The organism is Bailinhaonella thermotolerans, from assembly GCF_003594875.1.
GTDB classification, from domain to species: domain Bacteria; phylum Actinomycetota; class Actinomycetes; order Streptosporangiales; family Streptosporangiaceae; genus Bailinhaonella; species Bailinhaonella thermotolerans.
On the sequence record NZ_QZEY01000008.1, the window covers coordinates 192,617 to 214,694 of the forward strand.

Consider the following 22,078-nt stretch of genomic DNA (forward strand, 5'->3'; position numbering starts at 1 on the left):
GGCGTTCAGGCGGAGTCCGGCGGGGGCGACCCGCGCCGCGCCCTGACCCGCTGGTAGTGGCGGGCGGCCTTGGCCCGGTTTCCGCAGCCCTGCTTGGTGCACCAGCGGCGCAGGTGGCGGCGGTCGAGGAAGAGCCAGCCGCAGTTGTCGGCCTGGCAGACGGAGACCGAGCCGAGGTCGGCCGACGTGAGCAGGTCGGCGGCCTGGCGGGCCACGGTCCAGCCGACGATCGCGGGGGAAGCCGGGTCGTCCCAGCTCCAGGTCAGGTCGGGGGCCACGAGGACGTGCGCGAGCGCGGTGCGCAGGTGCGCGTTGAGCGTGGCCAGGTCGGCCGGGGCGACGGCCTCCCCCCTCGTCGCCGCCAGGAACGCGCGGAACAGCGCCTCCCGCAGCTCCCGGGCCTCCGCCAGGTCGGCCTCTCCCCCGACGGGCGCGGGGATGCCCGCCTCCCGCGCCCATTCCGCCAGGTCGGCGGGGGTGCGCAGATGGTCGTACGGCTCGGGCCCGGTGTGCCAGCTCACCGTGTTGGCGAAGTCGAGCGGGAGCGAACCGGCGACGAACGTGAACGGCATCCTCTAACTATAAAACTTGACAGAAGGGGTTAGAAGGGACATCTTCTAACCCCGTGATGCTTCTCAAGGGGGTAGAAGGCCGGGACTTCGGCTCACTGTGGGCCGCGCAGTCCATCTCGCAGGTCGGGTCCCAGATCACCACCGTGGCGCTGCCGCTGGCGGCCGTCGCGCTGTTCGACGTCGGCCCGGCCCAGATGGGGCTGCTGAACGCGGCCGTGTACCTGCCCGCTCTGCTGCTCACGCTGCTCGCCGGGGTCTGGATCGACCGGAGCCGCCGGCGGCCGCTGCTCATCGGGGCCGACCTGGGCCGGGCGGTGGCGATCGGGCTGATCCCGGCCACGGCCCTGGCCGGGCTGCTGGGCGTCGAGGGGCTGTATCTGCTGGTCCTGGTCAGCGGGGCGCTGACCGTGCTGTTCGACACCGCCTACCACGCCTACGTGCCCACGCTCGTGCCCGGCGGGGGCCTGGTGCGCGCCAACAGCCGGCTCCAGTTCAGCGTCTCGCTGGCCCAGATGGCCGGGCCGGGGCTGGGCGGACTGCTGATCCAGGGGGTCGGCGCGCCCGTCGTGCTCGCCGTGGCCGCCGCGTCGTTCCTGCTCTCGGCGCTGTTCCTGGCCCGCGTACGGCATCGCGAGCGGCGGCCGGAGCGCGCGGCGGGGCGGCGGATCCGGCAGGAGATCGCCGAAGGGCTGCGCGCGACCTTCGGGAACCGGCATGTGCGGCCGGTCGTCCTGGAGGCCGCCACGTTCAACTTCTTCTTCCAGTTCATCGCCTCGCTCTACATCCTTTACGCGGTCCACGATCTGGGCCTGTCGGCAGGGGTCATCGGGGCCGTCGCCACGGCGGGGGCGGCCGGGGCGATGCTCGGCGCGCTCGTCACGGAGCGGCTGGTGCGCCGCATGGGCTTCGGCCCGGCGCTGATCACGACCATGGTGATCGCCTCCACGCCGCTCGTCGCCATCCCGCTGGCGACGGGCCCGGCGAGCCCGTTCGTGCTGGCCGGCGCGTACTTCACGCAAGGAATCGGCCTGGCGGTGTCGGCCTCGCAGGCGGTGACGCTGCGGCAGGTCGCGGTGCCGCCCGCGGTGGTCGGCCGGGCGAACGCCGCCTACCGCACGCTCTCGTTCGGGGTGCTCCCCCTGGGGGCCCTGACCGGCGGCCTGCTGGGCGACCTGATCGGCCTGCGGGCCGCGCTGGTGGTCGGCGGCGTCGGCCTGGCGCTGGCTCCCGCGTGGGTGCTGCTGTCGCCCGTGCGCCACCTCCGCACCGCCGAGGAGGCGCGTCCCGGCGAACCCGGCGCGGCCGTTCCGCCGCCGGCCCCCGCGCACGCCCCCTGATCGGCGGTGACCGGGCGATAGCATCGAGATCATGATGAAATGGGCGGTTCGTCCGGCTTTGGCGGAGGATGTTGAGACGGTGGCGGAGTTGCGCGCCGTCGTGTTGCGGGCGGACCTCGAACGGCTCGGGCGGTATGACCCGCACCGGGTGCGGCAGCGGTTCCGGGACGGGTTCGAGCCCGCGCACACCTGGGTGATCGAGGTGGACGGCGGCCCCGCCGGGTCGGTGGCGCTGCGGCCGGAGGACGACTGCCGCTGGCTGGAGCACTTCTACCTGGACCCGGGCCTGCAGGGGCGGGGCATCGGCACCGCGGTGCTGGGCGAGCTGCTGGAGCGCTGCGACCGCGAGGGTGTCACCGTCCGGCTCAACGTCCTCCAGGGCAGCGCCGCCCGGCGGCTGTACGAGCGCCACGGCTTCACCCTCGAGACCGAGGACGAGGTGGACGTGTTCATGGTCCGCCACCCTCTTTCCCGTACGGCCTGAGCCCGCCCCCACCGCCGCAGGGGGGCGCGCGTCAGGACGGTGGGTAGGCGGCGGCGAAGAGGGCGGGCATCCGGGCGAGCAGGCGGGTGTAGGCGCCGGTGTCGAAGGTGGCCTCCGGCCCGTTCGCCATCTGCTGGCTCATCGGGCCGGTGATCAGGCTCGCCAGGAGGTTCAGGCCCTCCTCCCCCGCCGCGGCGGGGGCCAGCTCGCCGCGTTCGACGGCGGCGCGCACCATCCCGGCGTACAGGTCGCGGGTCTCCAGCGCGGGGCCGTACGACTCCGGCGAGGGCGTGAAGCCGGGGACCGGGCGCCAGAAGAGGAGCTGGGCGAGGATCTGGTTGTCCATGATCCACCGGCCCCCCGCCTCGAAGGCGGCGGCGACCTGCGCCAGGCCCGGCGGCTCCGCGCGGGCGGCGGCCTCGGCGATGACGTCGCGGTAACGGCGCTGGCCCAGCGCGAAGAGGGCGTCGTAGACGGCGTGCCGGGACGGGAAGTACTTGTACAGCGACGGCGGCTGGATGCCCAAGCGCCGCGCGATCGCCGACAGGCTGAGGGAGGCCGCCCCCTCCTCGGCCATGAGGTCCAGCGCGATCTCCAGGATCTCGGCCTTGGTCTCCGCGCGCCGCCTCCCCCGCCGGTCGCCCGCGCCCGCCGCGTTCCCCGAACCACCCGCGTTCCCCGAACCAGCCGCGTTCCCCGAACCAGCCGCGTTCCCCGAACCAGCCGCCCCCGCCGTACCTGCCGCGTCCGTCACCTCTGCCACGTCCTCAGCATACGATGGCGTTAGCTTAAGCTATAGCTATTAGCCATAGCTGAGGGGGAGCATGAGGGACATCGTCGTCAAGGGCGCCCGGCAGCACAACCTCAAGAACGTGTCGCTGCGCGTGCCCGGCGAGCGGATCACCGTGTTCACGGGCGTGTCCGGGTCGGGGAAGTCGTCGCTCGTCTTCGGGACGATCGCGGCCGAGGCGCGGCGGCAGCTCGCCGAGACGTTCCCGTCGTTCGCGCGGCACCGGCTGGAGCGGCCCGAGCGGCCGGAGGCGGACCTGATCGACGACCTGCCCGCGGCGATCGTCGTGGACCAGCGGCCGGTGGGCGGCAACGCGCGGTCCACCGTCGGCACGATGACCGAGGTCCACCCGATCCTGCGCGTGCTGTTCTCGCGGTACGGCAGGCCGAGCGCGGGCCTCGCGTCGGCCTACTCGTTCAACGACCCCCAGGGCATGTGCCGCGAATGCGACGGGCTCGGCCGTACGGTCAGCCTCGACGTGGACCGGCTCATCGACTGGGACAAGAGCCTCAACGAGGGCGCGATCGGCTTCCCGGCGTTCGCGGTGGGCAGGCCCTCCTGGCAGTTGTACGCCGAGTCCGGCCTGTTCGACCCGGACAGACCGCTCAAGGACTTCAGCCCCGGGGACCGCGAGCTGCTGCTGCACGGGTCCGGGTTCCGGGTACGGCGGGCCAGCAGGCGTGGCGTGTACCAGAACGAGTACGAGGGCGTCGTCACGGTCATGCGGCGGCGATACCTGACGAAGGACCCCGAGAAGGTCAGGGACGCGCGCACGCGCGAGGCGCTGGAGCGGGTCTCGCGCGCCGGGGTGTGCCCGGAGTGCGGCGGCGCGCGGCTCAACGCGGCCGCGCTCGCCTCGAAGATCGGCGGTAGGAACATCGCCGACCTGGCCGCCCTGGAGATCTCCGACCTGATCCGGGAGCTGGAGGCCATCGACGACCCGGTGGCCACGCCCATCGCGGACGCCGCGCTCGCCGCGCTCCGCCGGATCGAGGACTTCGGGCTGGGGTACCTCAGCCTCGACCGCGAGACCTCGACCCTGTCCGGCGGCGAGGGCCAGCGCCTCAAGACCGTCCGCCATCTCGGCTCCGCGCTCACAGGCATGCTGTACGTCTTCGACGAGCCCACCGTCGGCCTGCACCCCCGCGACGTGCACCGCCTCACCCGGATGCTCACCGCGCTCCGCGACAAGGGCAACACCGTGCTCCTGGTCGAGCACGACCGCGACGCGATCGCGGTGGCCGACCACGTGGTGGACCTGGGCCCGGGCGCGGGCGCGAACGGCGGCGAGATCGTCTACGAGGGTCCGCTCGCCGGGCTGTACGCCGCGGACACCGCGACCGGGCGCGCCCTGCGCGAGCCGTACGGCCTCAAGGCGGCGGTGCGCGAGCCGGCGGGGTGGCTGCCGATCCGCGGGGCGAACCTGCACAACCTGCGCGACGTGGACGTGGACATCCCGACGGGGGTGCTCACGGCGGTGACCGGTGTGGCGGGGTCGGGCAAGAGCACACTGATCGCCCGGGTGCTGCCGGAGCGGCACGAGGGCGTGGTGCTGATCGGGCAGGGCGCGATCGGGAGCTCGTCGCGCTCGACGCCGGCCAGTTACGTCGGCGTGCTCGACCCGATCCGGCGGCTGTTCGCCCGGGCCGGCGGGGTGGACGCCGCGCTGTTCAGCTTCAACTCGGCCGGGGGCTGCCCGGCGTGCGGCGGGCGCGGGGTGGTCACGACCGACCTGGCGTTCCTCGACCCGGTCACGACGGTGTGCGAGGTGTGCGAGGGCCGCCGCTACCGCCCCGAGGCGCTGGAGCACCGCTACGCCGGGCGCACGATCGCCGAGGTGCTGGAGTCCACGGTCGAGGAGGCGCTGACGTACCTGACCGAGGACTCGGTGCGCCCCGGCCTGGAGCGCCTGGCCGAGGTCGGCCTGCCGTACCTCACCCTCGGCCAGCCCCTGTCCACGCTGTCCGGCGGGGAGCGCCAGCGGCTCAAGCTGGCCGACCGGCTGCGCGAGACGGGCCTGGTGTACGTCTTCGACGAGCCGTCCACCGGCCTGCACCCGGCGGACGTGGGGACCCTGCTCGCGCTGCTCGACCGGATCGTGGACGCCGGCAACACCGTCATCGTCATCGAGCACGACCTCGACCTGGTCAAGCGCGCCGACTGGGTCATCGACCTCGGCCCCGAGGCCGGGCGCCACGGCGGGCGCGTCGTCTTCACCGGCACCCCCGCCGCCCTGGCCCGCGCGGAGGGCTCCCACACCGCCGACCACCTCCGCCGCGACCTCGCCGCCCGTCTCCCCGCCGCGCCCTGACGGCCCACGCCGTACGGCTCGCGCCCGCCGCCCAATGCCGTACGGCCCGCCGGCCCATGGCGTACGGCGCGCGGGGGCCACGCCGGGCCGTGGGCCGCCGGCCGTGGGGCGGCGCGGCGTGGAGCGGCAGGGCGGCGGAGCGCCGGGCGGCGGGGCGTGGGCGGCGGGACGGCGGGACGGCGGGGCGGCGGGACGGCGGGACGGCGGAGCGTGGGGAGGCGGGGCGGCGACCACGCGGGGGAAGCCGGACACGCGCGCCTTAGGGTGTGTTTCCCGGCATTCCTTCTATTTCTTCGGGTGGCGCTGTGCTGATTCTGCCTTGGGACGCGGCCGTGGACGACGGCGAGTGGAAGGCGTGGCTGGCGGGGCGGGACTTCGGGCAGCTCACCGCCAACGGCGTGGACGGCGGGCCGCCGGTCGTGGTGCCCACGCCCTTCCTCTTCGACGGCGACGCGACGGTGCTGCTGCACTTCGCGCGGCCCAACCCGGTGTTCCCCGCGCTGGCCGCCAATCCGGCGGTGACGCTGAGCGTGTTCGACCAGTGGGCGTACGTGCCCACGACGTGGCGCGCGCCCGACGACTCGCCGGACGGGGTGCCGACGCAGTACTACGCGGCGGTGCAGCTCGTCGGGCGGGCGGAGGTCGTGGACGACCGGGAGGGGAAGGCCGAGATCCTGCGGGCGCAGCTCGCGCACCACCAGCCGGACGGAGACCACGGGCTGGTCGCCGTGGACGAGGGCCCGTACCGCAAGATGCTGTCGGCCATCCGGGGCGTACGGCTGCGCGTGGACGAGGTGAGGGCCAAGTTCAAGTACGACGACCACAAGCCCGCCGCGTTCCGGGCCCGGATCGCCGACCGGCTCGCCGAGCGCGGCCTGCCCGGCGACGCGGGCGCCCGCGCCCAGCAGCTCCGCCGCCTGGACCTGCTGACCGGCGACGGAAGCTGACGGCGTACGGCCAGGCCCGGGCCTCCGAAGTCAGATCGCCTCGACCAGGCGGTGGGTGAGGCCGGTGTGGCGGCGGCCCGCGCCGGGGGTGCGGACGGCGGCGGCCAGCGCGCGCCGGGAGCCCACGAGGACGACGAGCCGCTTGGCCCGCGTGACCGCCGTGTAGAGCAGGTTGCGCTGGAGCATCATCCAGGAGCTGGTGGTCAGCGGGATCACGACCGCGGGGTACTCACTGCCCTGGGAACGGTGGATCGTGATGCTGTAGGCGTGGGCCAGCTCGTCCAGCTCGTCGAAGGCGTAGTCGATCGACTCGTCCTCGTCGGTGAGCACGGTGAGCTGGTGATCCTCCAGGGAGATCGCCGTCACGATCCCGACGGTGCCGTTGAAGATCCCGGCCTCGCCCTTGTCGTAGTTGTTCCGCATCTGGATGACCTTGTCCCCCACGCGGTACACCCGCCCGCCGTACCGCCGCTCGGGCATCCCCTCGCGGGAGGGGGTCAGGGCCTCCTGGAGCAGGGTGTTGAGGTTGCCCGCGCCCGCCGCGCCCCGGTGCATCGGGGCCAGGACCTGCACGTCGCGGCGCGGGTTGAGGCCGAACTTACGCGGGATGCGGTTGGCGACCACGTCCACGGTGAGCGCGGCGGCCTCGTCGTTGTCCTCGCAGCCGAACCAGAAGAAGTCCGGGAAGCCCGACAGGCGCGGGTGGTTCCCGCTGTTGATCCGGTGCGCGTTGACCACGATCCCCGACTCCTGCGCCTGCCGGAAGATCTTGGTCAGCCGCACGCGCGGGATCGCCTCCTCGGCGGTGAGCAGGTCCCGCAGCACCTCGCCCGCCCCCACCGAGGGGAGCTGGTCCACGTCGCCCACGAGCAGCAGGTGCGCGCCGCGGGAGATGGCCCGCACCAGCTTGTTCGCCAGGATCACGTCCACCATCGAGCACTCGTCCACGACGATCAGGTCCGCGTCCAGCGGGTTCTCCCGGTCGTACTTGGGGTCGCCTCCGGGCTGGAGCTGGAGCAGCCGGTGCACCGTGGACGCCTCGTGCCCGGTCAGCTCGGCCAGCCGCTTGGCCGCCCGCCCGGTCGGGGCCACCAGCACGACCTTGGCCTTCTTCGCCCGCGCCAGCTCCACCACCGACCGCACGGTGAACGACTTGCCGCAGCCGGGCCCGCCGGTCAGCACCGCGACCTTGCGCGTGAGCGCCAGCCGTACGGCCTGCTCCTGCTCGGGGGCGAGCTCCTGCCCGGTCCGGCCGCGCAGCCACGCGAGCGCCTTGTCCCAGTCCACGTCGCGGAACGCCGGCATCCGCTCGGCCCTGGTGTTGAGGAGTTCGAGCAGCCCGTACGCCAGGGAGCGCTCGGCCCGGTGGAACGGCACCAGGTAGATCGCGGGCACGCCGGTCGGCAGCGGCTCGCGGACGACGCCCTCCTCCGCCACCAGCGCGTCCAGGCACGGCGGCACCAGCTCCCGGTCCACCTCCAGGATCTTCACGGCCTCGGCGACCAGGTTCGGCTCGGGCAGGAAGCAGTGCCCCGCGTCCGCCGCCTCCGACAGGGTGTACTGGATGCCCGCCTTGATCCGCTCGGGGCTGTCGTGCGGGATGCCCACCGACCGCGCGATCGCGTCGGCCGTCTTGAACCCGATGCCCCACACGTCCGCCGCCAGCCGGTACGGCTCGGCCTTCACGACCTCGACGGCCTCGTCGCCGTACTGCTTGTAGATGCGCACGGCGAGGGAGGTGGACACCCCGACGGTCTGGAGGAAGAGCATGACCTCCTTGATCGCCTTCTGCTCCTCCCACGCCTTCGCGATGCGCTGGGAGCGCTTGGGCCCGAGGCCGTACACCTCGGCGAGCCGCGCCGGCTCCTCCTCGATGATCCGCAGGATGTCCACGCCGAAGTGGTCCACCATGCGCTCGGCCATCTTCGGCCCGATGCCCTTGATCATGCCCGAGCCGAGGTACCGCCGGATGCCCTGGACCGTCGCCGGGAGCACGGTGGTGTAGGTCCGGACCTCGAACTGCTTGCCGTACTTCGGGTGCGAGGACCACCGCCCGGTCAGCCGCAGGCTCTCCCCCACCTGCGCCCCGAGCAGCGCGCCCACGACGGTCAGCAGTTCGCCGCCGGACCGCTCGGTGGCCACGCGCGCCACGGTGTACCCGGTCTCCTCGTTGGCGAACGTGATCCGCTCCAGCACGGCGTCCAGCACCGCTTCCCTGAAACCGCTCTCCGGCTGCACGTCCGCCATCATGCCGTCTCGAACCACCCGTTACGTCACGACCCGTCCCGCACGCCCGCCGTACGGCATGAGCGGGCCGTCAGGCGGTGTCCACGGGGGCGGAGACGATCTGGTCCCGGAACAGGCCGACGCATTCGACGACGACCTCGGCCTCCTCCGCCGTGGCGCCGTGGGCGCGCAGGGACTCCGCGAGGTGGGCGACGGCACGGTCGAAGTCGCCGTCGGTGATCCCCAGCCGCCGGTGGGCCCCGGCGAGGTCGACGTCCCGCCCCATCGGCGGACCGCCCATCAGCGCCCCGAGGAACTCGAGCTGGCGGCAGGCCAGCCGTCCCACGTCCACCCCGCGCAGCCGCCCCGCCAGCGCGGAGTCGGTGAGCAGCCGCACGTAGAAGTGGGGGATCACCCGCGCGAGGGTGTAAGAACCCCCCAAGCGCTCGTACACGCTCAAATCCATCTCCTGACTGACACCAAGTCAGAAGCTTCCGTCAGCCCGCGAGTCTAGCCCTCCCCCTCCCGCCCCGCGAGGGATTCACCCGCTCCGCCGCCGCCCCCGCTGCGGCCACGACGACCCGCCTTTACTCTCCGTGACTATCACTCCGCGACGACCTGCGACGAACGGCGGGCCGGTTCTCCAGATCACCACGGAGCGTGACGGCGTGTCCGCTGGTCGCACCGCTCATGCCGTACGGCGCAAGGCCCGGGTCGGACCGGGCGAGGAGTGATCGCGATGCGGAACATGAACACTACGGGTGGCACATCGAGGAAGGATGCCGAATGGACACGCACCGGCACGCCCAGATGTTGAGCCGACTGGCGGGCGGCCTGACCGACGACTCCCGCTTCACCGCGCGGTTCCTCCGCCGCGGCGACCAGGTCCTCCTCCGCGTCGAATCCCTGGAGTCCACCCTCAAGGACGACGTCTCCATCCGCCGCCAGTCCGACGGCCAGGACTGGTTCGTCTGGAGCTGGGGCCACCCCATGGTCCCCGTCACCGAAGTGGACCAGGCCGTCGACCGCATCATGTACGTCCTCACCCCCCTCGCCACCACGACCCCCGCCGCCCCCTGAACCGACCCGACCCGGACCGGCCCGGACCGACCCGGACCGGACCGCGCCCGGCGCGGCGGCCCGGGGCGCGCGCCGCGCCGCACACCACCCCGCGAGGACCGGGCCGCCCGAGGCCGGCCCCCTCCGGCCACTCCGCGAGCCGACGCTCCGCCCGCGTGGCCCCGTAATGGGTGGTCAGGCGGCGGCGGGGTTCTGGAGCCAGGATTCGAGCAGGTAGCGGCCTATGCTGTCCGGGCGCTGGCGGGTCAGGAGGGCGGCGGCCTGCGGTTTGGTGAACCAGCGGGCCTCCTCCAGTTCCCCGGGGTCCACCTTGATGGATTCGCCGAGCGCCCGGGCGCGGAAGCCGGTCATGAGGCCGGCGGGGAAGGGCCAGGCCTGGGAGGCCTGGTAGACGACGTCCTCCACCTCCACGCCGGCCTCCTCGTGGATCTCGCGGCAGACGGCGTCCTCCAGGCTCTCGCCGATCTCCACGAAGCCCGCCAGGAGGCTGTAGGCGTTCTCCGGGGCGCCCTTGTGGCGGGCGAGGAGGCAGCGGCCGGCGTCACCGGGGGCCTCGATCAGGGCGATGACCGCGGGCTCGATGCGGGGGAACAGCACCTTGCCGCAGCCCTGGCAGGCCCGGGCCGCGCCCGCGTGGTGGCTCTCGGTGGGGCTGCCGCAGGCGCCGCAGTAGCGCTGGTTGCGGGCCCAGTGGAGGATCCCCCTGGCGTACGCCAGGGTGCCGGCCTCGGGCGGGGTGAGGCGGGCGACGAGGGCGCGGACGTCCATCGTCGCGGTGGCCGCGGCGAGGGCGAGCGCGTCGGGCTCGGAGAGGTGGGTGAGGTCGGCGGCGAACACTCCCGCGTCGCCGTCGAGGCCGAGGAGGACGGGCTCGGCCCCCTCGGGGAGAGTGGACGGGGTGAGGCTCACCGGCTGGTCGTCCTTGGCCAGGCAGCGGTCGTTCCACATGGGGATCACCCGGGTGGAGGGGGCTGCCAGGATTCGGTTCACCCAGCGGGGGTCGGTGCGACGACCGGGGGCGCGGTCGAGCCAACGGCCCGAGTAGGGCAGCACTTCGATCACCGATTCGGCTGGTACGGGAAACGGGTCAGTAAATCCGACTCTACTCGTCGGATGGGAGTTCTTCCCAGGTAACGGCTCTTTCCGGCCAATTCGCCGTGCCACCCGCGCGGAGGACGCAGAACTCGTTCCCGAGCGGGTCGGCGAGCACCCAGCCCTGGTCCTCGAAGGGGCCGACCCGGGTCGCGCCCAGCTTCTCCAGCCGGCGCGTCTCCGCCTCCACGTCGTCGGTCTCGATGTCCAGGTGCACGCGCGCCTTGCACGTGTGCGGCTCGGGAACCTTCTGCAGCAGCAGCCGCACGCCGTCCCCGATGACGCCGGGGATCATCGCCCACTGCCCGTCGTCGTCCGGGGTGGGCACGCCGAGCACGCCCGCCCAGAACGTCTTGCCCACCGTGAGGTCATCGCAGTCGATGACCACGCTGCCGACCCTCGACCTGTGCATGCCGTACGGCTTCCCCGCCCGCCGCCCGTCATGCGCGCGCCACCCGGATCCGCCCGGCCCAACGGATCACCCGGTCGTCACCGGGCACGCGGCGCGTTCCCGCCGACTTCGTCACGTCGTTCCGAGCCGGTCAGGAGGTGCGGAATCCCACGAGGTCGGCGAGCAGGGTGATGCTGTGGTCGAAGAAGACCGCGTCGTCGTCGAAGGCCCCGTCGAGGTGGCCGAAGAGTTCCATGCTGACCGCGCCGAACAGTTGGGTGTAGGCGCTCACGGCGCGCATCAGCAGCGATGGCGGCACGTCAAGGAGACCGGTTGCCCTGGCGAGGGTGGCGGCGTTCGCGGCGACCTCATCCGACCAGGGCTCCTCGGCGGGTTGGGTGAGTTGTCCCGCGCGCCACGCGTCGCACGCGATTCCCAGCAGGAGCGCTGGAATTCGGGCGGCCGGGGCGATGGTGTCCTGGGGCGCCTGGTAGCCGGGCACGGTCGTGCCGTACAGCAGGGCGTACTGGTGGGGACGGTCGAACGCCCATTCCCGCACGCCACGGCACACCGCCAGCCAGCGGTTCCGGTGCGTCTCCTGGGTGGCCGCCGCGGCGTCCAGATGGTCGGCGAGGGCGGTGTAGGAGTCGATGATCATGGCGGTGAGGAGCTGTTCGCGGCTGGGGAAGTAGCGGTACAGCGCCGAGGGCACCATGCCCAGTTCACGGGCGATCGCCCGAATCGTCAGCCCGGCGGAGCCGTGCGCCGACAACTGGCGGAACGCCTCCGCCTTGATCTCCTCGACCAGAGCCGACCGGGCCCGCTCCCGGGCGTTGCGAATCGCTGCCACACCCCCAGCATGCCACAGTCGAGAACACCCGACTCACAACGAGAACACCGTTCTTGACGATCTTCCATGAATGTGACTACTGTTCTCAAGCGAGAACACCAGTCACGCTTTAGGGGGATCCAGATGTTCCAGGAGATGCGCTACCGCGGACCGTCGCTCGACGAACTGCACGACGCCTACGCGAAGCGGCACCGGATCGACGAGGCCGCGCCCATCCGGTCCGCGCACGAGGTGGTGATCGACGCACCGGCCGAGCGGGTATGGGCCCTGCTCGCCGACCCCTCGGGCTGGTCGGCGTTCAACCCCGCCATTCGCGGCGTGCGCATCGCCGACGACGGCGCCGTCAGGGTGGACACGCGGTTCACCTGGGTGAACGGCCGCACGACCATCGCCTCACGGTTCGCCGTCGTCGAGCCGCTCGGCGAGCTCACCTGGACCGGCAGCGCCATGGGCTCACGCGCCGTGCACCGGCACCTCATCACCGCCCGCGAGGACGGCACCACGCTCCTGCGCACCGAGGAGTCCATGGCCGGCACCCTGCTCGGGCTCTTCTACGACAGCGCCAAGCTGCACGCCGAGCTGACCCGCTGGCTCGACTCGATCAAGACCGCCGCGGAACGGTCATGACCAGGACCGCACCGGGCAGGCGCGGTGGTCAACGTACGCGTCACCCCGGCCCGGATCCGGGTGTCGTACGGCTGGCGCCGGGGTGGGTCCGCGCGCTTGCGCCGTACGGCCCGTGGCCTCCGTGCGACCTGACGTCATGCGCAGGCGGCGGCAGCGGGCACTATTGACGGATGAGCCTTATCGACCGGATTCCCGCGAACCCCGACCCCGACGAGTTGTTCGAGGCCTTCGCGGGCTGGACGGAGGGCCGGGGCATCACGCTGTACCCGGCCCAGGAGGAGGCTCTGATCGAGGTGGTCTCCGGGGCGAACGTGATCGTGAACACGCCCACCGGGTCGGGCAAGAGCCTGATCGCGGCCGGGGCCCACTTCGCCGCGCTGGCCAGGAAGGAGCGCACGTTCTACACCGCGCCGATCAAGGCGCTGGTGTCGGAGAAGTTCTTCGACCTGTGCGAGGTGTTCGGCAGCGAGAACGTCGGCATGATGACCGGCGACGCGAGCGTGAACCCGCTGGCCCCGATCGTCTGCTGCACCGCCGAGGTGCTGGCCAACATCGCGCTGCGCGACGGCGACCGGGCCGACATCGGCCAGGTCGTGATGGACGAGTTCCACTTCTACGCCGAGCCCGAGCGCGGCTGGGCCTGGCAGGTGCCGCTGCTGGAGCTGCCGCAGGTGCAGTTCATCCTGATGTCGGCGACGCTGGGCGACGTGACCAGGTTCGAGGAGGACCTGACCCGCCGCACCGGCCGCCCGACCGCCGTGGTCAAGAACGCCGAGCGCCCGGTCCCCCTCGTCTACTCCTACCGCGTCACGCCGCTGCACGAGACCATCGAGGAACTCCTCGGCAACATGCAGGCCCCGGTCTACGTCGTGCACTTCACGCAGGCGGCGGCGATCGAGCGGGCGCAGGCGCTCATGAGCGTCAACATGTCCACGCGCGCCGAGAAGGACGCGATCGCCGAGCTGATCGGCAACTTCCGCTTCACCACCAAGTTCGGCCGCACCCTGTCCCGCCTGGTACGGCACGGCATCGGCGTGCACCACGCGGGCATGCTGCCGAAGTACCGCCGCCTGGTCGAACGGCTCGCGCAGGCCGGCCTGCTCAAGGTCATCTGCGGCACCGACACCCTCGGCGTCGGCGTGAACGTGCCCATCCGCACGGTGCTGTTCACCGCGCTGTCCAAGTACGACGGGTCGCGGGTGCGGCGGCTGCGGGCGCGGGAGTTCCACCAGATCGCCGGGCGCGCGGGCCGGGCCGGCTTCGACACCGTCGGCTACGTCGTCGCGCAGGCGCCCGAGCACGTCGTGGAGAACGAGAAGGCGCTGGCCAAGGCGGGCGACGACCCGAAGAAGCGGCGCAAGGTGGTGCGCAAGAAGGCCCCGGAGGGCTTCGTCTCCTGGGACGAGGAGACGTTCAAGAAGCTGATCGACGCCGAACCGGAGCCGCTGAAGTCGCGCTTCCAGGTCAGCCACGCGATGCTGCTCAACGTCATCAACCGGCCGGGCAACGCGTTCCAGGCCATGAAGAAGCTGCTCACCGACAACCACGAGGACCGCGCGGCGCAGCGGCGGCACATCAGCAAGGCCATCGCGATCTACCGCTCGCTGCTGGACGGCGGCGTGGTCGAGCAGTTCGACGCCCCCGACGAGGAGGGCCGGTACGTCAACCTGACGGTCGAGCTGCAGTCGGACTTCGCGCTGAACCAGCCGCTGTCCACGTTCGCGCTGGCCGCGTTCGAGCTGCTGGACCCGGCGTCCCCGACGTACGCGCTGGACGTCCTGTCGGTGATCGAGGCGACGCTCGACGACCCGCGCCAGATCCTGGCGGCGCAGGAGAACAAGGCCAAGGCCGAGGCCGTCGCGCAGATGAAGGCCGACGGGATCGAGTACGAGGAGCGGATGGAGCGGCTCCAGGAGATCACCTATCCCAAGCCGCTGGAGGAGCTGCTCGAAGGCGCCTACGACATCTACCGGCGCGGGCACCCGTGGGTGGCCGACCACCCGCTGCGGCCCAAGTCGATCGCGCGGGACCTGTTCGAGCGGGCGATGACGTTCACCGAGTACATCGGCCAGTACGAGCTGGCGCGCACGGAGGGGCTGCTGCTGCGCTACCTCGCCGGGGCGTACAAGGCGGTGCAGCAGACCGTGCCCGACGACATCAAGACCGAGGAGCTGAACGACCTGGTCGCCTGGCTGGGCGAGCTGGTGCGGCAGGTGGACTCCAGCCTCCTCGACGAGTGGGAGCAGTTGCAGAACCCCGACCCGGAGGCGCGGGCCGAGATCGAGGAGCGGGCCACGCCGGTCACCGCGAACACCCGGGCGTTCCGGGTGCTCGTGCGCAACGCGATGTTCCGCCGGGTCGAGCTGGCCGCGCTGGAGCGGTACGACGAGCTGGGCGAGCTGGACGGCGACGACGGCTGGGACGCCGACCGCTGGGCCGACGCGATGGACGAGTACTTCGAGGAGCACGACGACCTGGGCACCGGCCCGGACGCGCGCGGCCCGAAGATGCTGCTCATCGAGCAGGAGCCGGAGATGTGGCGGGTGCGCCAGATCTTCGACGACCCGGCGGGCGACCACGACTGGGGCATCAGCGCAGAGGTGGACCTGGCCGCCTCCGACGAGGCCGGCCGCGCGGTGATCCACGTGGTGGACGTCAACCGCATGGGCTGACTCCGCTCGCGCCCGCTACCTGGGGCGATGGGGAAGTGGTTCCCCCGAAGCGGCGGGAAGTGGATCTGCGGGTGGTCCACTTCCCGTTGGTACGTTCCTCCGCATGACTGTGAAGCTGCCCGAGCCCGTGGTGCTCGAAGGTGCCCATGTCCGCCTGGAACCGCTGACCGAGGGGCACGTCCCCGACCTGTTCGCCGCCGGGGGCGGGGACGACGAGGTGTGGCGGTGGCTGCCGGCGGCGACGCCGCGCACCGAGGGCGAACTGCTGGCGATCGCGCGGCACCTGCTGGGCTCACCGGAGGAGTACACGGCGTTCGCGGTGATCTCCCGGGAGACGGGGCGGGCGGTGGGCTGGACGACGTTCTGCGACGTGCCCGGGTTCGACCTGAGCCTGGAGATCGGGTGGACGTGGTACGGCAGGGCGGTGTGGCGGACGGCGGTGAACACCGAGGCCAAGCTGCTGCTGCTGACCCACGCCTTCGGAACGGGCGACTACAACCGCGTACTGCTGAAGACCGACCACCGGAACGAGCGCTCCCAGAAGGCGATCGCGCGGATCGGCGGGGTGTACGAGGGCACGCTGCGCCGCCACCGTCTCCGCCCGGACGGGACCTGGCGGGACACGGTGTGCTTCTCGATCCTGGACGAGGAGTGGCCGGCCGCGCGCGAGGCCCTCGTGGCCCGGCTGGAGCGCGGGGCGCGCGTGCTCGACGAGGCGCCCGCGTAAGCCTCACCCGAACACGGCACATCAAGAACATTTTTCTTGCCGCATACCGGGATTCCCATGGACACCACAAGTGTCATACGGTACGACGGTTGAACCGGTGTTCTCGGAGCGGAGAGAGGACACATGGCGTCGTCGGAAATCGCCGAATTCCGGGCGGACATGGCCGCGGTGGCGGACGCGGTCGAGGCGATCGCGGCCGAGCTGGGCTCGACCTCGGCCCTGCTCGGGACGCAGACCTGGCGGGGTGGGGCGGCCGACGCCTGGGCCCGCGACTGGACGGCGCGGCGGGCCCGGCTGCGCGCCCTGCTGCGGGCGGTCCTGGAGGAACAGCCCGACCTGCTGAGAAGAATGCGGGACCATGGCTGATTTCGCCGGCGTCGATCCGGAAAACCTCGAACGGCTGGCGCGGCGGCTGGAACGCCTCCACGAGACTCTCGCCACGAAATCCCCGATTATCCTGACCAAAATGAGCAAATGGGGCAGCGAGCTGAACCTCGTCCAGCTCCGCCGTTTCGTGGAGGAGGCCCAGGCCGACGCTCGCGACATGGCCGCCCGCTGCCGCCGCGCCCGCGACCTCGCCCTCCAGGCCCCCGCCCCCGAGGGCGTACGGCCCGGCCACGCCGCGGCCCCGTCCGTCCACCTGGACTGGACCGCCGACGCCGAGCCCACCGACCCTGCCGAGCCCACCGAGCCGGCCGGGCCCGCCGACCCGGCCGAATCCACCGACCCGGTTCGGCCTGCCGAACTCGCTGCGGCCGCGCGGGAGCCCGGGGAGGACTCCGCGACAGCCGTACCCGAGGCCGCGCACGGCCCCGCGACAGCCGTACCGGAGACCTCTGGCGGCCCCGTAGCGGAGACCGCGGGCGGGCAGGCGCGGGAGGAGGTCGCGGCGGAGGAGCTGGCGGAACGGCTGCGGGATCTCACGCCCGGGGAGCACGCGCGGTTCTGGGAACAGGCCGGGCCCGAGGCGCTGCGGGCCGCGGCGGCGAGCGCGGACCCGGCGGCGCTGTCGGCCCTCGGGGTCTCCCTCGCGGCGGCGGCCCGGGCCGGGCGCGACGCCAAGAAGGCGCTGTCCCGCCAGGCCAGGGACGCCCTCCTCCGCACCGCCGGAGGCGACCTGTGGTCGGTCGGCATGCTCTTCAAGTACGGCCCGCACGGCGCCGACTGGGACGACCTCTTCCTCGCCGAGATGGTCCGCACCATGCTCGACGCCCGCCGCGACGGCCTCATCAACCCGCCCGTCCTCCTCCCGCCCTACTCCGCGGCGGTGACCGGGAGCCCCGGGCTCGGGCAGGGCGAGCGGGAGGAGGCGCTGCGGCACGCGCGGCTGGCCGAGTTCGACCCGGCGGCCGCCGTGCTGGACCGGGCGACCGAGAACGGCGGGGCCGCGCGGCACGTGCTCGGGGACGAGAAGCGCGGGCTGGACTACGCCCGGGCGCTCGTGGACGACACGTGGCACACCCCGGGCGGGCGCATCGACCTGTCGGCCCACCCGGCGGCGTTCCTGCGCGCGGCGACGCGGGCCGACGGCGACGACCCGGCCGGGGCGCTGGAGTCGGCCCACGCGGCCGTGCACGTCGTGCAGGCCGCCGCCGAGTTCGACGAGGCCGCCGACGGGCGCCCTCTCCCCTGCGAGATCCGGCTGGCGCTGGTGGACATCGCCGACCGCCGGCTGCCCGACCTCACCGAGCCCTGGACCGGCGGCACCCCCACCCACCTGGAGGGATTCGTGCGCCAGGCGTTCCACTCCCCCGCCGCGCGGCTGTCCGCCGGCTCGCGGTGAGCCGGGCGGCCCGCCGTACGACATGAGCGGGGCGGGGACGCGTCGCACGTGCGGGTTCGCACTAGGCTGACTCGGCGTGAACGCTTCCACCGCTTGGGGCTTCGGCCTCGCCACCGTCGCCGACGATCAGGTACTCGACGTCTGGTTCCCGAAGCTGGGGCTCGGGGAGCCGCCGCGGGACGACCTGCCGCAGCCGTCCACCCCGCTGCCGGCCGCCGCCGCCACGGAGCTGCTGGGCGTCCCCGAGGGCGTCCTCGGGCCGCGCGCGCTGCCCGGCGCGGAGGTCGTCGGGGTGTACGTCACGACCGACCTGGCCGACAAGCCGGGCGACACCTACGACGTTTACCTGCGCCTCCACCTGCTCTCCCACCGCCTGGTGAAGCCGAACGGCGCGAACCTGGAGGGCGTCTTCGGGCTGCTCGCGAACGTCGCGTGGACCTCGGCCGGGCCGTGCCCGCCCGCCCGCGTGGACGAGCTGCGCCTGATCGAGCGCGCCGCCGGGCGCACCCTCGCCGTCTACGGCGTGGACAAGTTCCCGCGCATGACCGACTACGTGACGCCGTCGGGCGTGCGCATCGCCGACGCCGACCGGGTACGGCTCGGCGCCCACCTCGCGCCCGGGACCACGGTCATGCACGAGGGCTTCGTGAACTTCAACGCGGGCACGCTGGGCTCGTCCATGGTCGAGGGCCGGATCTCGCAGGGCGTCGTGGTCGGCGACGGCACCGACATCGGCGGCGGCGCGTCCATCATGGGCACGCTGTCCGGCGGCGGCACCCAGGTCATCAGCCTCGGCGAGCGCTGCCTGCTCGGCGCGAACGCGGGCATCGGCATCTCCCTCGGCGACGACTGCGTGGTCGAGGCCGGCTGCTACGTCACCGCCGGGACCAAGGTCACGCTGGTCGGCGAGCTGGCCAAGCGCTCGGACCGGCCGGTGGTCAAGGCCCTGGAGCTGTCCGGGGCGAGCGGCCTCCTCTTCCGCCGCAACTCGGTCTCCGGCGCCGTCGAGGCCGTCGCCCGCCAGGGCCACGGCATCGCCCTCAACGCCGCCCTCCACGCCAACGACTGACCCGCCCCGGGGTACGGCCGCCCGGCCGTACCCCCTGGTGGCGGCGCGTGGGGCGGCGCGCGAGAGCATGGTCGGCGTGCACCACGGATTCGAGCTGACCCGGGACGACCGGATCGCCACGCTGACCCTGAACCGGCCCGAGAAGCGCAACGCGATCAACGCGGAGATGTGGCGGGCCATCCCCGGCATCCTCGCCGGGCTCGCCGCCGACCCCGGGGTGCGGGTCCTGGTCCTGACCGGGGCGGGCGGCACGTTCTGCGCGGGCGCGGACATCTCGGACCTCGCGGGGCTCGCCGAGGACGAGGACGACACCGGGGTCACGGTCGTCGCCGAGGAGGCCCTGGCGGCGTTCCCCAAGCCGACCATCGCCATGATCGAGGGCTTCTGCGTCGGGGGCGGCTGCCAGCTCGCGGGGGCCTGCGACCTGCGGTTCGCCGCCGGGACCGCCCGCTTCGGCATCCCCCCGGCCAAGCTCGGCCTGGTCTACCCCGCGAGCACGACGCGCCGCCTGGTCGGCCTGGTCGGCCCGGCGACCGCCAAGCGCCTCCTCTTCTCCGGCGACCTCATCGACGCCGCCCACGCCCTCCGCACCGGCCTCATCGACGAGCTGCACCCGGCGGAGACGCTCGCCGAGGCCGTGTACGGCTTCGCCCGCACGCTCGCCTCCCGCTCCCAGCTCTCCATCGCCGCCGCCAAGGAGCTGATCAACCTGATCGCCGCCGACGAGCCCGTCGGGGAGCCCTTCCGCGCCTGGCAGAAGCGGGCCCGCCACGCGGAGGACCTCCACGAGGGCGTGGCCGCCTTCCTGGAACGCCGCCCCCCGAACTTCACCTGGACCCCGGGCCGCTAGGCGGCCGGTCGTCTCAGCCGAGCGGGTCGCCCGGCTCCAGGTCGTCCCAGATGAAGTCGAGGGACGGCAGCCGCAGCCAGACGTCGGGCGGCCCGAAGACGGCCCGCGCGTCGGGAAGCCGCATCCCGGCCTCGAAGACGGTGAACGCCACCGGCTCGAAGTGGTACAGGTACTCCGTGAGGATCTCGGCCGCCGCCATGTCGGGGTCCGCGCCACCGCCACCGGGGAAGCCGTCGTGGTACACACGCTCGCCGTCCCGGCTGAGGCAGCCCTGCGGCCCGCTGGACGGGTTGGCGTACATCGCGGCGCAGAGGGTGCCGGCCGACAGCCGCCGGACGGCGCCGGAGGCGGAGGCGGCGTAGCCCCAGGGCTGGCTGAGGACGCATCCGCCGGGGACCCCGGTGGCGCCGACGACCAGGATCGGGCCGTCCTCGATGTCGCCGCTGTACGGATCTTCGAGGATCTCCTCGACCTCGTCCTTGTCGGCGGGCACGGCGTGCAGGCGGCGGGCAGCCTCGTCCACGGTGATCCCCGGGGCGCAGGCCAGGGACAGTCCCATGATGTCGATGCCGGGGTCGCCCAGGGCCGCGACCAGGCTCCGCGCGTATTCCGCCGCCGCGGTCTCCTCCTCGGACAGGCCGGGCGCGTCCGGCGGCAGGGGGAACAGGTCCGGCGTCGGCCCGGCCAGGCTGAGCCGCCCCGGCGACCAGCCGTTCATCATCGGCCGCCACGGGTCGGCCCCGGCCTCGGCCAACGCGCGGGCGATCTCCGGCCGCTTGTCGAACACCGCCGTCCACAGGGGTGTGCGCCCGTGGTGCTCGGCGTCCACGTCGTCCACCCGCCGCGCCAGCTCCGCCACCGCTCCGAGGGCGCCGACCCGGACCGCGTCGTGCAAGGGACCGCCCGGCCCCATCCCCGTGTTCGGGTCCGCGCCCGCCTCCAGCCGGGCCCGGACCTTGCCCAGGTCATGCCAGTCGTACCGGCCGAAGCCGGCCCATCCGTCGGCGGTCACGCGCACTCCTTGATCGATGGCGAGTGCGCCGGACGCTAGTCCCGGGGTGTGACATTCAGCGACCTGATCTGCTCCTCCGCCCATTCGGCCCATTCGCGGCGCAACTCGCTGGCGCGGAGGCCCCATTCGAGGGCGAGCCGGCCGTACACCGACAGGTTGTCGTCCTGGCACTCCACGTGGGGCACCAGGGACCGGAGGTGGGCGAGGTCGTTCTCGGCGTCCCGGGCGAGGCTCCGCAGGTAGGCGACGGCCTGGTCGGCGGGGAGCGCGCCCAGGAAGAAGACGCGGAGCAGGACGTCGCTGCGCGGGACGGTGTTCGGGGGGACCTCGGCGATCCAGTGGCGCAGCTCCGCCAGGCCCGCCTCGGTCACGCGGTACTCCTTGCGGCCGCGCGGGCCCTCGGCCGCCACCTCGATGAGGCCGGCGTCGGTGAGTTTGCCCAGCTCGCCGTACAACTGGCTCTGGGTGGCGGGCCAGACGTTCGCCAGCGACATCTCGAAGATCTTCAACAGGTCGTATCCGCTGGCAGGCGCCTCGGAGAGCAGACCCAGGACGGCGTGTCGGAGACTCATGTTCCTATTGTGACATATCTAGAGAGGAATATTTTCGTCTTGACATGTCTGTCATGGAAGGTTCATGCTCGACATGTCTCCACTGGAATGTCGAAGGGAAGCCCCTATGCTCCGCGGTCTGATCCACTTCATCCCCTGGATCGCCTACGGGTTCGTCGCCACGAGCGACGAGTGGCGGCTGGGGGCCGTCGTCGGGCTGGTCGCCGCGGTCGCGCTCGTCGCGTTCGACCGGCGGGGCGGCAAGGGCTGGGACCAGATGGTGATCGGCCTCAGCGCCGTCGCGTTCTTCGCGCCGCTGACCGTCTACTCGTTCGTCCAGCCCGGCTCGCCGCTCACGATGTACGGCCCGGCGCTGGTCAACGTGTGGCTCGCGCTCACCGCCTGGGGCTCCCTGATCATCCGCAGGCCGTTCACGCTCGGGATCGCGCGAGGCATGGCGCCGCCCGAGGTGTGGGCGTCCCCCGTCTTCTACCGCGTGAACGTGGTCATCACCGCCGTCTGGGCCGTCTCGTTCACGATCGCGGCCGCGGTGCTGGCCGACGTCCTCGTCGTGAACCCGCACGCGACCGCGCTCCTCATCACCGTGAAGGCCGCCTCGTTCGCCGTGCCCGCGCTCTTCACCGCCAGGTACCCCGGCATCGCCCGCAGGCGCGCCCGGGCCGCCGCCCGCGCCGGGGGCTGACCCC

General features: G+C 72.8%; 22 protein-coding genes. 13 read left to right on the forward strand and 9 right to left on the reverse strand.

Going from position 1 to position 22,078, the window contains the following annotated elements; translation table 11 throughout:
* Positions 1 to 5: 5 nt before the first annotated feature.
* Positions 6 to 572 (reverse strand): CGNR zinc finger domain-containing protein, encoded by a 567-nt coding sequence (locus D5H75_RS21680; RefSeq protein ID WP_119928329.1) that lies wholly within the window; start codon positions 570 to 572, stop codon positions 6 to 8.
* A gap of 56 nt (positions 573 to 628) precedes the next feature.
* On the opposite strand from D5H75_RS21680, the gene D5H75_RS21685 reads away from it, so the two are divergent.
* A complete protein-coding gene (locus D5H75_RS21685; protein WP_119928330.1) occupies positions 629 to 1,909 on the forward strand; it encodes an MFS transporter in 1,281 nt (426 codons plus the stop codon).
* A 79-nt stretch (positions 1,910 to 1,988) separates the two neighbouring features.
* Positions 1,989 to 2,393, forward strand: coding sequence for a GNAT family N-acetyltransferase (locus D5H75_RS21690; RefSeq protein WP_242454412.1), 405 nt, complete (start codon positions 1,989 to 1,991; stop codon positions 2,391 to 2,393).
* A gap of 31 nt (positions 2,394 to 2,424) precedes the next feature.
* Here D5H75_RS21690 and D5H75_RS21695 read toward each other — a convergent pair whose 3' ends face one another.
* Positions 2,425 to 3,156 carry a TetR/AcrR family transcriptional regulator gene (locus tag D5H75_RS21695; protein ID WP_202638372.1) on the reverse strand — a complete coding sequence of 244 codons (732 nt, stop codon included), beginning with the start codon at positions 3,154 to 3,156 and terminating at the stop codon, positions 2,425 to 2,427.
* A gap of 61 nt (positions 3,157 to 3,217) precedes the next feature.
* On the opposite strand from D5H75_RS21695, the gene D5H75_RS21705 reads away from it, so the two are divergent.
* Both D5H75_RS21705 and D5H75_RS21710 read left to right on the forward strand, forming a co-directional pair.
* Positions 3,218 to 5,494 (forward strand): ATP-binding cassette domain-containing protein, encoded by a 2,277-nt coding sequence (locus D5H75_RS21705; RefSeq protein ID WP_119928333.1) that lies wholly within the window; start codon positions 3,218 to 3,220, stop codon positions 5,492 to 5,494.
* A 305-nt stretch (positions 5,495 to 5,799) separates the two neighbouring features.
* Entirely contained in the window at positions 5,800 to 6,441 is a 642-nt protein-coding gene (locus tag D5H75_RS21710) for an FMN-binding negative transcriptional regulator (protein WP_119928334.1), read from the forward strand.
* A gap of 30 nt (positions 6,442 to 6,471) precedes the next feature.
* Here D5H75_RS21710 and recD2 read toward each other — a convergent pair whose 3' ends face one another.
* Both recD2 and D5H75_RS21720 read right to left on the reverse strand, forming a co-directional pair.
* Positions 6,472 to 8,688: an SF1B family DNA helicase RecD2 gene (recD2, locus tag D5H75_RS21715; protein ID WP_119928450.1), complete on the reverse strand. Its 2,217-nt coding sequence runs from the start codon at positions 8,686 to 8,688 to the stop codon at positions 6,472 to 6,474.
* A gap of 70 nt (positions 8,689 to 8,758) precedes the next feature.
* Positions 8,759 to 9,121: a group I truncated hemoglobin gene (locus D5H75_RS21720; RefSeq protein ID WP_202638373.1), complete on the reverse strand. Its 363-nt coding sequence runs from the start codon at positions 9,119 to 9,121 to the stop codon at positions 8,759 to 8,761.
* Between the two features lie 332 nt (positions 9,122 to 9,453).
* On the opposite strand from D5H75_RS21720, the gene D5H75_RS21725 reads away from it, so the two are divergent.
* Complete coding sequence (locus D5H75_RS21725; protein ID WP_119928336.1) at positions 9,454 to 9,747, forward strand: hypothetical protein; 294 nt, start codon at positions 9,454 to 9,456, stop codon at positions 9,745 to 9,747.
* A 174-nt stretch (positions 9,748 to 9,921) separates the two neighbouring features.
* Here D5H75_RS21725 and nudC read toward each other — a convergent pair whose 3' ends face one another.
* The 3 genes from nudC to D5H75_RS21740 form a co-directional block, all read right to left on the reverse strand.
* Complete coding sequence (gene nudC, locus D5H75_RS21730; RefSeq protein WP_202638374.1) at positions 9,922 to 10,809, reverse strand: NAD(+) diphosphatase; 888 nt, start codon at positions 10,807 to 10,809, stop codon at positions 9,922 to 9,924.
* Between the two features lie 40 nt (positions 10,810 to 10,849).
* Positions 10,850 to 11,251: a VOC family protein gene (locus tag D5H75_RS21735; RefSeq protein ID WP_202638375.1), complete on the reverse strand. Its 402-nt coding sequence runs from the start codon at positions 11,249 to 11,251 to the stop codon at positions 10,850 to 10,852.
* A gap of 130 nt (positions 11,252 to 11,381) precedes the next feature.
* Complete coding sequence (locus D5H75_RS21740; RefSeq protein WP_119928337.1) at positions 11,382 to 12,080, reverse strand: TetR/AcrR family transcriptional regulator; 699 nt, start codon at positions 12,078 to 12,080, stop codon at positions 11,382 to 11,384.
* A 123-nt stretch (positions 12,081 to 12,203) separates the two neighbouring features.
* Between D5H75_RS21740 and D5H75_RS21745 the strand changes: the two genes are divergently transcribed.
* The 7 genes from D5H75_RS21745 to D5H75_RS21775 all read left to right on the forward strand — a co-directional run bounded on the left by D5H75_RS21745 (position 12,204) and on the right by D5H75_RS21775 (position 19,808).
* Positions 12,204 to 12,707, forward strand: coding sequence for an SRPBCC family protein (locus D5H75_RS21745; protein ID WP_119928338.1), 504 nt, complete (start codon positions 12,204 to 12,206; stop codon positions 12,705 to 12,707).
* 170 nt (positions 12,708 to 12,877) lie between these two features.
* Entirely contained in the window at positions 12,878 to 15,379 is a 2,502-nt protein-coding gene (locus D5H75_RS21750; protein WP_119928339.1) for a DEAD/DEAH box helicase, read from the forward strand.
* A 103-nt stretch (positions 15,380 to 15,482) separates the two neighbouring features.
* Positions 15,483 to 16,106 carry a GNAT family N-acetyltransferase gene (locus tag D5H75_RS21755; protein WP_119928340.1) on the forward strand — a complete coding sequence of 208 codons (624 nt, stop codon included), beginning with the start codon at positions 15,483 to 15,485 and terminating at the stop codon, positions 16,104 to 16,106.
* A 123-nt stretch (positions 16,107 to 16,229) separates the two neighbouring features.
* The gene (locus tag D5H75_RS21760) at positions 16,230 to 16,472 is read left to right on the forward strand and encodes a hypothetical protein (protein ID WP_119928341.1); all 243 of its coding nucleotides are present in this window, start codon (positions 16,230 to 16,232) and stop codon (positions 16,470 to 16,472) included.
* Positions 16,465 to 17,889 carry a hypothetical protein gene (locus D5H75_RS44210; RefSeq protein ID WP_147425241.1) on the forward strand — a complete coding sequence of 475 codons (1,425 nt, stop codon included), beginning with the start codon at positions 16,465 to 16,467 and terminating at the stop codon, positions 17,887 to 17,889. The genes D5H75_RS21760 and D5H75_RS44210 overlap by 8 nt, the downstream gene beginning before the upstream one ends.
* A 76-nt stretch (positions 17,890 to 17,965) precedes the next feature.
* Complete coding sequence (gene dapD, locus D5H75_RS21770) at positions 17,966 to 18,958, forward strand: 2,3,4,5-tetrahydropyridine-2,6-dicarboxylate N-succinyltransferase (protein WP_119928343.1); 993 nt, start codon at positions 17,966 to 17,968, stop codon at positions 18,956 to 18,958.
* Between the two features lie 76 nt (positions 18,959 to 19,034).
* Complete coding sequence (locus tag D5H75_RS21775) at positions 19,035 to 19,808, forward strand: enoyl-CoA hydratase/isomerase family protein (protein WP_479688597.1); 774 nt, start codon at positions 19,035 to 19,037, stop codon at positions 19,806 to 19,808.
* Between the two features lie 13 nt (positions 19,809 to 19,821).
* On the opposite strand, the gene D5H75_RS21780 is transcribed toward D5H75_RS21775, so the two are convergent.
* Together D5H75_RS21780 and D5H75_RS21785 are read right to left on the reverse strand one after the other, a co-directional pair.
* Entirely contained in the window at positions 19,822 to 20,820 is a 999-nt protein-coding gene (locus tag D5H75_RS21780) for an ankyrin repeat domain-containing protein (RefSeq protein WP_242454413.1), read from the reverse strand.
* A 35-nt stretch (positions 20,821 to 20,855) separates the two neighbouring features.
* On the reverse strand, positions 20,856 to 21,392 hold the full coding sequence (locus D5H75_RS21785) for a PadR family transcriptional regulator (RefSeq protein ID WP_119928346.1): 537 nt from the start codon (positions 21,390 to 21,392) through the stop codon (positions 20,856 to 20,858).
* A gap of 106 nt (positions 21,393 to 21,498) precedes the next feature.
* Between D5H75_RS21785 and D5H75_RS21790 the strand changes: the two genes are divergently transcribed.
* Positions 21,499 to 22,074 (forward strand): hypothetical protein, encoded by a 576-nt coding sequence (locus D5H75_RS21790; RefSeq protein WP_119928347.1) that lies wholly within the window; start codon positions 21,499 to 21,501, stop codon positions 22,072 to 22,074.
* Positions 22,075 to 22,078 lie beyond the last annotated feature (4 nt).